Origin of the sequence: Nonomuraea antri, from assembly GCF_013283785.1 — a bacterium.
GTDB lineage: Bacteria > Actinomycetota > Actinomycetes > Streptosporangiales > Streptosporangiaceae > Nonomuraea > Nonomuraea antri.
In genome coordinates, this window is record NZ_JABCPZ010000286.1 from 1 (window position 1) to 12,573 (window position 12,573).

The 12,573-nt window shown below is 72.5% G+C and carries 10 protein-coding genes; 8 read left to right on the plus strand and 2 right to left on the minus strand.

The window, feature by feature from the left end; translation table 11 throughout:
- The 7 genes from HII36_RS48620 to nrfD all read left to right on the plus strand — a co-directional run.
- The coding region (locus HII36_RS48620) for a SelB domain-containing protein (RefSeq protein WP_217370905.1) at nucleotides 1-1,385 on the plus strand (1,385 nt) is incomplete at its 5' end.
- On the plus strand, nucleotides 1,369-2,088 hold the full coding sequence (locus HII36_RS48625) for a hypothetical protein (protein WP_173530194.1): 720 nt from the start codon (nucleotides 1,369-1,371) through the stop codon (nucleotides 2,086-2,088). The genes HII36_RS48620 and HII36_RS48625, both read left to right, overlap by 17 nt.
- Nucleotides 2,089-2,195: 107 nt before the next feature.
- Nucleotides 2,196-2,771, plus strand: coding sequence for a hypothetical protein (locus HII36_RS48630; RefSeq protein ID WP_173530195.1), 576 nt, complete (start codon nucleotides 2,196-2,198; stop codon nucleotides 2,769-2,771).
- Nucleotides 2,772-2,783: 12 nt separating this feature from the next.
- Complete coding sequence (fdnG, locus tag HII36_RS48635; RefSeq protein ID WP_173530196.1) at nucleotides 2,784-5,207, plus strand: formate dehydrogenase-N subunit alpha; 2,424 nt, start codon at nucleotides 2,784-2,786, stop codon at nucleotides 5,205-5,207.
- Nucleotides 5,207-6,067, plus strand: coding sequence for a formate dehydrogenase accessory protein FdhE domain-containing protein (locus HII36_RS48640; RefSeq protein WP_173530197.1), 861 nt, complete (start codon nucleotides 5,207-5,209; stop codon nucleotides 6,065-6,067). The genes fdnG and HII36_RS48640 overlap by 1 nt, the downstream gene beginning before the upstream one ends.
- A gap of 2 nt (nucleotides 6,068-6,069) precedes the next feature.
- On the plus strand, nucleotides 6,070-6,996 hold the full coding sequence (locus HII36_RS48645) for a 4Fe-4S dicluster domain-containing protein (RefSeq protein ID WP_173530198.1): 927 nt from the start codon (nucleotides 6,070-6,072) through the stop codon (nucleotides 6,994-6,996).
- Complete coding sequence (nrfD, locus tag HII36_RS48650) at nucleotides 6,989-7,945, plus strand: NrfD/PsrC family molybdoenzyme membrane anchor subunit (protein WP_173530199.1); 957 nt, start codon at nucleotides 6,989-6,991, stop codon at nucleotides 7,943-7,945. Before HII36_RS48645 ends, nrfD begins: the two co-directional genes overlap by 8 nt.
- A gap of 18 nt (nucleotides 7,946-7,963) precedes the next feature.
- Here nrfD and HII36_RS48655 read toward each other — a convergent pair whose 3' ends face one another.
- A complete protein-coding gene (locus HII36_RS48655; RefSeq protein WP_173530200.1) occupies nucleotides 7,964-10,690 on the minus strand; it encodes a DUF7825 domain-containing protein in 2,727 nt (908 codons plus the stop codon).
- 276 nt (nucleotides 10,691-10,966) lie between these two features.
- A complete protein-coding gene (locus tag HII36_RS48660) occupies nucleotides 10,967-11,722 on the minus strand; it encodes a TetR/AcrR family transcriptional regulator (protein ID WP_173530201.1) in 756 nt (251 codons plus the stop codon).
- Between the two features lie 352 nt (nucleotides 11,723-12,074).
- Between HII36_RS48660 and HII36_RS48665 the strand changes: the two genes are divergently transcribed.
- A partial coding sequence (locus HII36_RS48665) for a hypothetical protein (protein WP_173530202.1) occupies nucleotides 12,075-12,573 on the plus strand: 499 nt, incomplete at its 3' end.

The following is a 12,573-nucleotide window of genomic DNA, read 5'->3' on the forward strand; positions in this document are numbered from 1 at the left end:
TCGATGACGTGCGGGGCGGTGGGTCCGCAGCCGGGCGCGGTGGCGGGCCCGCGGTCGAGCGGGTGCGGGCTGGGGAGCGGGTACGGGTCAAGGCGCTGCAGGCGCTGGGTGAGCCGGTCACCGAGATCACCGGCACCGCCCGTGTCGCGGTCAATCTGCGTGGGGTCGAGCGGGGGCGGGTGTCGAGGGGGATGACGCTGCTCACGCCTGGGGCGTGGGTGGAGACCGAGGTCGTGGACGTGCGGGTGTCCGGGGGGCCGGTGCCGCGTGAGGCGGTGCTGCATTTGGGGTCGGCGTCGGTCCCGATCCACGCCCGGCCCCTGGCCGCGCCGGTCCCTCCGGCCGCGTCTCATGCCGGGGCTTCCGTCGCGCCTCCCGCTGGGGTTTACGCAGCGCCTGCCGCTGTGCCTTCCGTGCCGGCGGGTGATGGGGCGGTTTGGACCGGGTTGGCTCGGCTGACGCTGGCGCGGGGGTTGCCGTTGCGGATCGGTGATCGGGCGTTGCTGCGGTGCTCTGGGCGGCCGATCGCGAGCGTGGTCGTGCTCGACGTCCGGCCGCCGTCGCTGCGCCGGCGAGGGGCGGCGGCGCGGCGGGCACAGGAGCTCGCACCGTTCGGCCTGACGGACAGCGCCTCCGCATCCGTCGGCCCTGCGTCCGGGGGCGCGGGGAAGCAGGTGGGACGGGTGCCTGACGCGGCCACCGTGCTCCGCTGGCGGGGCATCGTACGGCGCAGCGAACTGGCCGCCATGGGATGCGACCCGGAGCAGCTCGACGACGTGCCCGGAGCCGGGGACTGGGTGGTCGATCCCGATCGGTGGACCGAACTCGTGGAACGGCTGAAGGCCCTCGTGGGTGAGCAGCCGGGCATCCCGGCGGACGCCGCGCGCACCGCGCTCGCCCTGCCCGCAAGGGAACTGGTCGATGCGCTGGTCAAGACGTGTGCGCCGCTGAGCCTGGCCGACGGGCGCATCGACGGTACCGGGGTGCCCGCCGACGTGGCGGCCGCTGTCGATCGGCTGCGGGCCGAGCTGGCCGGGGCGCCGTACCAGGTGCCCGAGGGGGCGCGGCTGGCGGCGCTCGGGCTGAACGCGCGGACCGTGGCGTGGGCGGCGCGGGCCGGGCTGGTGCTGCGGCTGTCCGACGGGGTGGTGCTGCTGCCCGGTGCGGACGTCGCGGCGGCGCGGGTTCTGGGCGGGCTGCCGCAGCCGTTCACGGCCGGGGAGGCGCGCATCGCGCTCGGCACTTCCCGGCGGGTGGCGATCCCGCTGCTCGAACACCTGGACAGGCTCGGGCTCACCCGCCGCATCGACGACCGGCTGCGGGTGGTCATCACGGACAAGGACCTCGACGTGGACGGGAGCCACCACCATGACCCCGCCGACTGACCGCGACGCGCAGGCGGGCTGGGAAGGCGGTATGCCGGTGGCCGCGGTGCCGGTGGTCCCGGAGGTTCCGGTGCCTGCGGGCGAGGTGCCGGGACCTGACGTGACGAAGGGCGACGTGCCGGGGGTCGCGGTCGGGGTGGTGATGGCGGGACCCCCTCAGGGCGAACTGGGTGAGTGGCTGGCCGACGCGGTGGCCTTCGAGGCCGCCGGGGCCGACGCGCTCTGGCTGGATCACAGAGCAGTGCCACCACAGGACCCGCCGGACCCGGCCGACCCCAAGCAGCCGGCCGACCCGCCCAACCCGCCGGACCCGGCTGATCCGCTGGTTCTGGTGGCGGCGCTGGCCGCGTTGACGTACCGGTCGCTGCTGGTCGTGGCGGTGCCGCCGCCTGCCCCGGCCGCGCTCGCCACGCTCGTCCGGCTGAGCCGCGACCGCCTCGTCCTCGTCACGGACGGGAACCCGCCGCACGACCCGTGCCCGTACGTGCGGCGGCTGCCCGACGGGGGATACCAGGCGGAAACAGGCAGATGGACGGCGGTGGAGGTGCCGCAGGGGCGCGGCGCGTGGCGGGAAGCACTAAGGGCGGCGGCCGGGCGTGGCGATCGGGGCGTGCTGGTCCCGGCCGATCCGCGCGTACTCGACCTGCTGCGCAACCCCGGCGACCCCGCAGGACGCCACGACCTCCACCTCGCCCAGGGGTAGACGCCTCAGCGGCCGAACCATACGGTGGAAATACGGTTGAAAACCCACTCACCCGGTCGCGAGCCACAGCCGGAGCCCACGGCCGCACCAGAGGGGAGGGTCCGCGCATGGACGTCAGCCGGCGGCAATTCCTGAGCCTCGGCCCGGCGGGGGCGCTCGGCGGCTCGGCCCTGGGGTTCGACCTGGCCGCCGCCACCCGGGTCAAACAGCGCTTACGCATCGAAGGCGCCACGCTCGGCCACTCCCTGTGCCCGTATTGCGCGGTGGGCTGCTCGCTCGTCACGTACACGAGGAAGAACGCGGACGGCAGGACCGAGCTGCTGCAGATCGAGGGCGACCCGGACAGCCCGGTCAACGAGGGCACCTTGTGCCCGAAGGGGGCGACGTCCCTGCAGCTGGCCGTCTCGCGCAGGCGGGTGGCGCAGCCGCTCTACCGGGCGCCGGGCGCGGCAGGCTGGCAGCGGGTGTCGTGGGAGTTCGCGCTCGACCGGCTGGCCAGGAACATCAAGTCCGCGCGTGACGCCACGTTCGTCACCCAGGACGCCGACGGCAACGTGGTCAACCGCTGCGAGGGCATCGCCTTCGCCGGCGGCGCCGCGTTCAGCTCCGAAGAGGGATATCTCGCCACGAAGCTGATGAGGGGGTTGGGCCTGGTTCACCTCGAACAACAGGCCCGTGTTTGACACGGTCCCACGGTGGTCAGTTTGGCCGCCACGTTCGGCCGCGGGGCCATGACGAACCATTGGCGTGACATCAGGCACGCCGATCTGATCCTGGTCAACGGCGCCAACCCGGCCGAGGCCCACCCGGTGGGCTTCCGCTGGCTCATGCGGGCCAAGCTGGACCGGGGCGCGAAGATCGTCCACGCGGATCCGCGGTTCACCAGGACGTCCGCGGTGTCCGACCTGTACGTGCGGATCCGCACCGGCACGGACGTCGCCTACTTCGGCGGGCTCATCAACCACGTCCTGAGCAACGATCTCCACCACGACGAGTACGTGCGCTGGGCGACGAACGCCGGGTTCGTGGTGAAGGAGGGCTACTCCTTCGAGGACGGCATGTTCAACGGCTTCGACCCGGAGCAGGGCGTCTACGACACCAAGTTGTGGGCGTACGAGACGGACGAGCGCGGCCACGCCAGGATCGACCTCGACCACCCGCGATCCGTGCTCAACCTGCTGCGCGCCCACTACCGGCGCTACGACCCCGACACGGTGGCGCGCATCACCGGCATCCCGCGCGAGCAGTTCCTGCGGGTGTGCGGGCTGGTCGGCGAGATGGGCCGGCCGGACAAGGTCATGACCATCGTGTACGCGGTCGGCCTCACCCACCACACCACCGGCGTGCAGCTCATCCGCTCGGGCGCGATCCTGCAACTGCTGCTCGGCAACATGGGACGCCCCGGCGGCGGCATGAACGCCGAACGCGGCCACGCCAACATCCAGGGCAACACCGACCACGCCATCTCCTGGGACATCCTGCCCGGCTACCTGCGCATCCCGGCCCCCGGGCAGAAGGACGTCGAGGCGTACCTGGACGAGAGCGCGAGCGTCAAGCACCATCCCCGGGCGGTGAACTTCTTCGGCGAGAACTACCGCCGCTACCTGGTCAGCCTGCTCAAGGCCTGGTACGGCGACGCCGCCACCGAGGACAACGAGTTCGCCTTCCACCACCTGCCCAAACCCGCCGCCAACGCGTCCTGGATCTCCATCTTCGACCAGGCGCTCCGCGGCAGGATGGAGGGCGTCATGCTGTCCGGGATGACCGCGACCAGCATCGGCCCCGACTCCAACCAGGTGCTCCAGGCGCTGTCGAACCTCAAGTGGCTGTGCGTGATGGACCCGTTCGCCACGACCAGCTCCGAGTTCTGGCGCGCGCCCGGCATGGACCCGGCGGCGGTCAGGACCGAGGTGTTCATGCTCCCCGCCACGCACTGGATCGAGAAGGACGGCTCGTTCACCAACAGCGGCCGCTGGGTGCAGTGGAAGGAGCAGATCCTGCCGCCGGAGGGCGAGGCCAGGCACGACCACTGGATACTGGCCGAGCTGTTCCTCCGGGTCAGAGACCTGTACGAGGCCCAGGGCGGCAAGTTCCCCGACCCGGTGGTGAAGATGGCGCTGCCGTACCGCAACCCCAGGAAACCCGAGCTGGACGAGATCGCCCAGGAGATCAACGGCCGGGACCTGACGACCGGCAGGCGGCTGTCCACGTTCGCCGAGCTCAAGGACGACGGCACCACCAGCGCGGGCGACTGGATCTACACCGGCCACTACCCGGAGGAGGGCAACCTGGCCAAGCGGCGCGACGGCGTCCAGGACCCGGCCGGGAACGACCCCGGCGGCATGGGCCTGTACCCGAACTGGGCGTGGAGCTGGCCGGCCAACCGCCGCATCCTCTACAACCGGGCCTCCGCCGACGAGAACGGCAGGCCCTGGGACCCGTCGCGTCCCGGCATCGCCTGGCAGGACGGGCGGTGGGTCGGCGACGTGCCCGACTACCCGCCGACGACCGGCCCAGGCCCGGACGCGCCACTGCCGTTCATCATGACCGGCGAGGGCGTCGGACGGCTGTTCAGCAACGCCGTGGCCGACGGGCCGTTCCCCGAGCACTACGAGCCGATCGAGTCGCCGGTCGCCAACCCGCTGCATCCGCAGGTCTCGGCCACGCCCGCGGCCTACCTGTACGACGAGCGGGCCGGCCGGGAGAACCGGTTCGGCACCGTGGCCGAGTTCCCGTACGTGGCCACCTCGTACCGGCTGACCGAGCACGAGCACTACGTCACGCAGAACGTCGAGCACCTGGTGCAACTGCAGCCGGAGGCGTTCGTCGAGGTGCCCGCCGGGCTCGCGCGCGAGAAGGGCATCGAGACCGGCGACCGGGTACGGGTGTCGTCCAGGCGCGGCAAGCTGGAGGTGCGGGCCGTGGTGACCAGGCGGCTGGGCGCGCTGGAGATCGACGGCAGGAAGGTCTACCAGATCGGCATCCCGATCCACTGGGGGTTCGTCGGGATCAACACCGGTCAGCACTGGCTGGCCAACGCGCTGACGCCGTTCGTCGGTGACGCCAGCTCACGGACGCCCGAGTACAAGGCGTTCCTGGTGAACCTCGAGAAGATCTGATGTACGCGCGGGAGCGGGCCAGAGCGGGGGAACTGCGCGAGCGGTATCCGTACGCGGGGGAGGTGCTCGGGCTCTACCTGGCGCTGGTGGACGTCTGGGAGCCCGCGCACGCCCGGCTCCGCCGCGCCGCGCCCGCCGATCCGGTGGGGTGGGCGCGGGCGGAGGTGCTGCCCCAGGTCGTCGCGGCGACGACGGCCGCCGGGCCGCCCCCGCTGGCCGGCGTGGTCGCCGCCGCCGCGGCCCGGGTGGAGCGCGACGGCCTGCTGGACGCCTGGGCGGCCGGCGCGGAACACCTCACGCCCGTCGAGCGCTACCTCGCCCGCGCCGCACTCCGTGTCGTGCCCGTCACCTCGAAGGACGCGGCGGCGCCGCCAGGACGCTGTCCCGCGTGCGGTGGACCGCCCCAGCTCAGCTACCGCGTCCCGAGCGAGGACCCGCTGGTCAGCGGGCGCAGGATGCTGGCGTGCGCGAGATGCGCGCACGAGTGGAGCTTCTCCGCCACCGCCTGCCCGCACTGCGGCGAGAACGGCCGCCGCACCGTGTACGCGGCGGCCCGCGACGACGGGCCGCACGTGGGACGCGGCACCGGCGCCTCGTCCTCGCAGGTGGGACGCGCGTCGTCCCCACGGGCGGGACGCACGCCGCCCGCGCTCGTGGGGCGTAGTGCCGGCGATGCCGCGTCGTTCCCGCACCTGCGCGCAGAGGCCTGCCCGGCGTGCCGCCGCTACCTGATCGACATCGACCTCGGCCGCGACCCCCGGGCCGTGCCGCAGGTGGACGAACTGACCGCCATCCCGTTCGACCTGCACCTGGCCGAACAGGACTACACCAAGATCACGCCCAACCTGATGGGGTTCTAGAGATGCCGCACATCACCCCCGGCCAGGCGTACGGTTTCTTCACCGACACCAGCGTCTGCATCGGCTGCAAGGCCTGCGAGGTGGCCTGCAAGCAGTGGAACCGGCTGCCGGGCGACGCCCCCTCGTTCCTGGACGGCTTCGACAACACCGGCCGGCTCGACGCCCAGACCTGGCGGCACGTCCAGTTCCACGACGACGTCCCGGACGAGGGCGTCACCGCCGGCGACGGCAAGGTCTGGCTGATGATGTCGGACGTCTGCAAGCACTGCAGGCAGGCCAGCTGCCTGGAGGTGTGCCCGACGGGGGCGATCATCCGCACCGAGTTCGACTCGGTCTTCATCCAGCCCGACGTCTGCAACGGCTGCCGCGACTGCATCGCCGCCTGCCCGTACGACGTGATCGGCGCGGACGAGGTGACCGGCGTCGCGCAGAAGTGCACCCTCTGCTACGACCGCCTGCAGAACGACCTGACCCCCGCCTGCGCCAAGGCCTGCCCCACCGAGTCGATCAGGTTCGGCCCGGTCGCGGAGCTGCGCGAGACGGCCGCGAAACGCCTGGACACCCTGCACCGGCAGGGCGTGACCCAGGCCCGGCTGTACGGCCACGACGAGCAGGTGTACGGCGGGCTGAACGCGTTCTTCCTGCTCATGGACGAGCCGCCGAAGTACCGGCTGCCGGATGAGAGGAACGCCGTCCTGCCCGGGCGCAACAACGCGGGCGCCTACCTGACGGCCGCGGTCACGGCCGTGCTCGGCGTGCTCGCCGGCCTGATCGCGCTGGGCCGCAGAAAGGACCGCGTAACGGCAGCCGAAGCCGCGAACCCGCCGGATGGGACGGGCGCTCGTGAGACGGGCGCTGGAGGAACGGGTGCCTCTGAGACAGGCGCTCGTGAGACGGGCGACGGTGAGACGGGTGCCGGTGATGGGTGACGTGCAGCATTTCGCGGGGCCGCCCGACTGGCTGTGGTACATCCTGGCCTACTTCTTCCTGGCCGGCCTGTCCGGCGGCTCGTACGTCCTGGCGACGCTGCTCAGGTTCCGCGCCGGCCCGGGCGACGAGGCGATGGCCAGGATCGGCTACTACGTCGCGTTCCCGCCGATGCTCCTCGCGCCGCTGCTGCTCGCGCTCGACCTCGGCAAGCCGCTGCTGTTCTGGCACATGGTGTGGAACACCACGCCGGGCGGCCAGGGGTTCAACTTCAAGCACTGGTCGCCGATGTCGGTCGGCTCGTGGGCGCTGATCGTCTTCGGCGCGATCACCACGGTGTCGTTCGCCGCCGCGCTCGTCCGCGACGGCAAGCTCAGGCTGCCGCTGGTCCGCGTGCTGGACAACCGGGCGTTCAACGTCGTCGGCTCGCTGTTCGGCCTGTTCGTCGCCGGGTACACGGGGGTGCTGCTGTCGGTGTCGAACCAGCCGGTGTGGAGCGACACCTGGGCGCTGGGCGGGCTGTTCCTGGCCTCGGGGCTGGCCGGGTCGGCCGCGCTGATGTCGTTCCTGGCCCGCTTCCGCCCGCAGGCCGGTCCGAGCGCCGGCCTGCTCAAGGTCTCCGAGCGCCTGTACGCGCTGCTGGAACTGGCCCTGATCGTGGTGTTCGCGGTGACGCTGGTCGCGGCGGGCACGCTCGGCCAGGTCTTCGGGCCGCCGTGGGCGCTGCTGTGGGTAGTGGTGGCGGCCGGGCTGATCCCCGGCCTGTACGGGCTCGCCACCGAGCGACTGTCGGGCATCTGGCCCGGCCTCCAGCCCGGCCTCCAGCCCGGCCTCCAGCCCGGCCTCCAGCCCGGCCTGCAGCTCGGCGTCCCACCCGGCCTCCCGACCTGCACCACCTGCCTGTCAGGCGGTCACCGCCTGCCTTTCCGACCGTCATCATCTGCCTGTTAGACCGTCACCACCTGCCTGTCAGGCGGTGATCTCCTGGTGCAGGCGGCGGGCCTCCTGGATGAAACGGCTGCTGCCCCGGCGGGCGGCGACCTCGGCCAAGCCGGGGATGTCGGCACGCGCGCCGCAGCTCGCCGCGGTCTTCACGGCCAGCGCGAGCAGGTCGGCCAACCCCGTCCGCGGCCGGTCGCCGGGACCGGGGAGCAGGTCGGCGAGCATGGCCTCGATCGCCGTCCACACCTGCCGGTGCGCGCCGGCGTGCGCGGCGTCTGCCAGGCCGGAGATCACGCGGGTGAGCACCAGCACGTCCGACGTGACGAGCCCGGCCACCGCGCGGCCCAACTCGGCGGCGGGCAGGAGGTCGCGCACGGCCAGGCCGAGCAGCGCGTCCGCGGCCCGCATGCGGTCCTCCTGCCGCTTGAAGCCCAGCCCGCAGGCCAGCGCGTGGGCGACGGCGGAACCGCACCGGCCGTCCGTGCCGGCCAGCCCGGTCAGGACGGTGGTGTAGCCGAAGCTCTCGTCGGGGCTCACGTAGAGTGAGGCGAGCAGGTAGGCGGCCAGCACGTCGGGGTGGGTGGGCAGCGTCCACGCCCACCACTCGGGCATGTCATTGGGAGCGAAGGAGCGGCCGTCGCTCGCCTGGCTGTCGCTCGTCTGGCCGTCGGTGCCGGGTGGTCGCTCGGCCACGCAGTCGAGGAGCGCGGCGAACCTTTCGTCGGCCCGTGGCCGTTTCACCTCATGGGTGCGGAGACGGCCGGCGAAGACGTAGGCATAGCCGGGGACCGGCACGGTGACGTCCACCAGCTCGCAGCGGACCTCCGGCTGTGGCAGCCCGCCCGCGTCCAGCCACCGCGCCAGCCGCCGCCCCGCCTGCGAGGTCAGCGCCCTGGCCCGCGCGGCAACACCCGCGTCGACCCCGGACGGCAGCGCGGGAAGCCGCAGCAACGCCTGCTCGAAGTCGGCGGCGAGCGGTTCGACGCCCGCCGATTCCAGCCGTTCCATCCTGCTCACCAGCACGTCCGGGTCCACCTGACCGGTGGAGACGGTGGGGGTGGCCAGCAGCACCGGTATCGTCCTGCCGGACAGGAACAGCCGACGGATCTCGGTCAGCCGCCGCAGGACCATACGACCAGGCGAGGTGGCGTGGACGTCCCCGATGAAGCCGCGGAAGCGGGACAGCCGCCATTTCGTGGTCGCCAGCGAGGCCGTCGCCGCCAGGAGCTGTTCCAGCGGATCCCCGGAGGAGGCCCAGTCGTGCGTCTCGGGCAGGGTCGCGCCGCGCCAGGCGAGCGCGGCCTCGGCCACGGCGTTTCGGTCGCGGTACGACTGCTCGACCAGCGCGGCCAGGACGCGTTCCAGCCGTTCGGGATCGCGCCACCAGTGCAGCGCGGGCAGTTCGGCGAACAGCTCGGTCACCGTGGTGATCGGCTGGATCGCATGCGGCAGGAACTCGCGCGGCAGGATCTCGTGCGGCAGGCTCTCGCGTGGCGTCCGGGTTCGGGTCTGGGTCTGGGTTTGGGTCGGGAGATCGTCCCCGAGGACCTCGCCGTACGCCTGGGCGAGCTGCGCGCGCAGGTCGGCGGGCAGTTCCGCGGCCGACTCCCGCAGCGCGTCGCCAGCCTCGGGGGAGGCCGCGGGCGCGAGCCGGACCGCCAGCTTCACCGCCCGCGCCCGCAACGCCTGATCCTCGTGCCCGAGCACGGTCGCGAGCGCCACCTGACACCCCGCCACCCGCCCACCACGATCGGCCCCGGACCTCGCCGCGCGCTCCGCGTCCGCGGCCTTGGCGATCCACACCAGGGCCTGCTTGACCAGCGTCTTTTCGGCGCGGAACGCCAGCGCGCCGACCACCTCGCCGAACAGCTCGTCGCTCAGCAGCCCCGCCCGCTCGGCGCGCCCCAGCTCCTCCAGCGCCAGCCGGGTGGCCGCGCCGGGCAGCACCGGCAGCAGCCGGGTGAAGTCGCGGACCGGCACCTCCTCGACCGTCGTGTCGAGCTCCTGGTAGACCTGCACCGCCGGGCGGAGTCGCCGTTCGTCGCCGCCGATGGCGAAGCGGGAGACGCAGGCGTCCAGGAGGATCTTGCGTTCCACCCGGCCCCGGTCGACGAGGCCGCGCAGCAGGCGCGGCCAGGAGATCCGCTCGTTCCAGCGCAGCGCCACCTCCACGCCGGGCGTGCCGAGCAGCCGGGGGATCATGTAGGGCAGCAGCGGGTCGTCGGCCAGCGCCGTTTGCGGTGCTTCGTTCCGGTTCCAGCGGCCCTGCCACGCCCACACCCAGCCCAGCACGAACGCGTCGTTGTCCGGCGGAACCACCCCCGTCTCCGCGACCAGCCCGGCGGCCAGCTGCCAGCCAGGCTCACCGTGGGTCTTGGTGATGCCGGAATCGCGGGTGGAGCGCAGCCGGCCGACCAGGCGTAAGGCCAGGTCGGAGCGCCAGGCGGGCGCGCGGAAGCGCAGCACGGCGAGCAGCCGCTCGGCGTCGTCCGCGTGCCTGTCCCAGAGCTGCAGATCGCGCCGGTTCAGCCAGGACGCGACCTCCGCCGCGCCGCCGAAGCAGGCCGCCCCGGCCACGCGTAACGGCTCGACGTCGCGGGCGTCCCAGCGCCGTGCACCCCGCTCGCGCAGATGCCCGGCCAGGTGGGAGGCGATCTCCTTGCGGCCGGCGTCGTCCAGGACGCACACGAAGGCGGCCAGCGCGGCGGCGTTGCCCGCGACGATCAGCCGGCGCGCCCGCTCCCACGCGCTCATCGCGCCGCCTCCGCACGGGCGGCGGCCCGGTCGAGCCTGGACGATCGTGCGTCGGAGCACGGCACCACTGCGTCAGCCATGGGCACGGACCCTAGCGGCGGCGGGCGACAATCTCGCTCGCGCCGCCGGACCGGGTTCCGGTGAACGCGTCCCGCCTGGGTAGCGGCGGGGGTATGCGAATCGGGAATTGGGAGGTCAGGGCGCTCGGCGGGTGGGCCGGGTGCCTGGCGATGATCGTGGTGTCCGTGCTGCTGTCGATCCTGCTGACCGTGGTGGTCAACCTGCTCCGCTGAGCTCGTCCAGACCGATCACGGACGTCAGCAGCGCGCGGAGCAGGCCGCGCAGTTCCGCCACGCTCTCGGGCGTGCCGGGCGGCGGCGGTGGCGGGACGGCCATGCCGAGCACCCGGCGCAGGATCAGTCCGTCCACGTACGACCCGAAATCGCGCGCCCGGCGGTCCGGATCGGGCACGCCGGCCCTGGCGATGAGCGCGCTGAGCGCGGCCTGCGACGCGGCGTGGTGCGGGGAGAGCAGATCGCGCAGTTCGGGCAGGTGCACGGCCTCGAGCGAGCAGGCGTAGCGGGCGAGCGACCGGTTGCGTGCCGGGCCGAGCCAGTGGTCGATGATGACGGCCATGGTCCCGGCCACCCGGTCGAGGTCGGCGCCGGTGAGCCCGTCCGAGGCCGCGCTCACGTCGGTCGCGGGGGTGGTCTTCGGCGGCAGGGGACGGGCCGGGAAACGTGTGACCCTGGTGACAGGCGTGACCCGGGTGACCCGGACGATCCTCGGGCGGCCGCCCGGCGGCTCCGAGGGGACGCCGTGCCGCTTCAGGTCGGCCTCGTCCAGGTCGGCCATCCGCCGTACCAGGCCGGTGAGCAGCGCCTTCCGGGTCCGGAAATATGCGGACGTGGTGCCGATCGGCATCCCGGCGGCGGCGTCGACGGCCCGGTGCGTGAGAGCACGGATGCCCTGCGTGGCCACCAGCTCGATCGCCACGTCGGCGAGCACCGCGCGCCGGTCCTGACCTGCCATCCCGCGACCACCCCCAGACGCCTTCTACACCCGTAGTATGCTCCCCCGCCCGCAGACGCGGCGGATCGGATGGCCCTTCACCGGCCAGGGTAGATCATTGCCCGTTTCATGACGTTTCGTTTGCGTTTGTCCGATTCATGGCATAGTCTTGTACGTGTTGGCCGGTGAGAGACCCGGACTTTGCCGAGGTACCCCCGCCGACAATCCCCGCCATCCAGTGCGGATCCGGAACCCCGAGGGTTCCCCATGGGCTTTTCAGCGCCCTACGTGGTCGTGGCCATCGTGCCCGGCAGCGTTCGCTCCCACGAGGGCGCGACCTTCCTTGTTCCCTAACAAAGGATTTTGCTTACCTATGTCCGCTCGCCTGCGTTCTTTTGCCCTGCTGTCCGCCGCCGCTCTCGGCGCCCTGACCATCGGCACCAGCACCGCGGCGCACGCCGACTCGAACGTCGACGACAAGACCCTCCTGCAGGGTTCGACCACCGCGTCCTACTTCTGGGACGACGCCTCGGGCCGCGCCGGTGACACCGGTCTGCCGGCCGCGGGCAAGCCGATGCAGCAGGGTCTGGTCGCCTCGCCGTCGTGGCCCCTGATGACCGAGGGCTACGTGGTGTACAAGGGCAAGAAGATGCCGTTCTTCGTGGGTGACCGTGGTCCCGGTGATCCCTCCAGCCGTGGTGTGATGCTGGACCTGGACGCCAAGACCTTCGCCGCGCTGACCGGCGGCAAGTTCAACACCGACACCCTGGGTGTCGATGGCGTGGGTGGCGAGGGCCACATCAAGGTCGACTACGTCATCACCAAGTGGGGCGACGGCAAGGGCCTGAAGAACAAGCCGGTCGCCTTCTCCA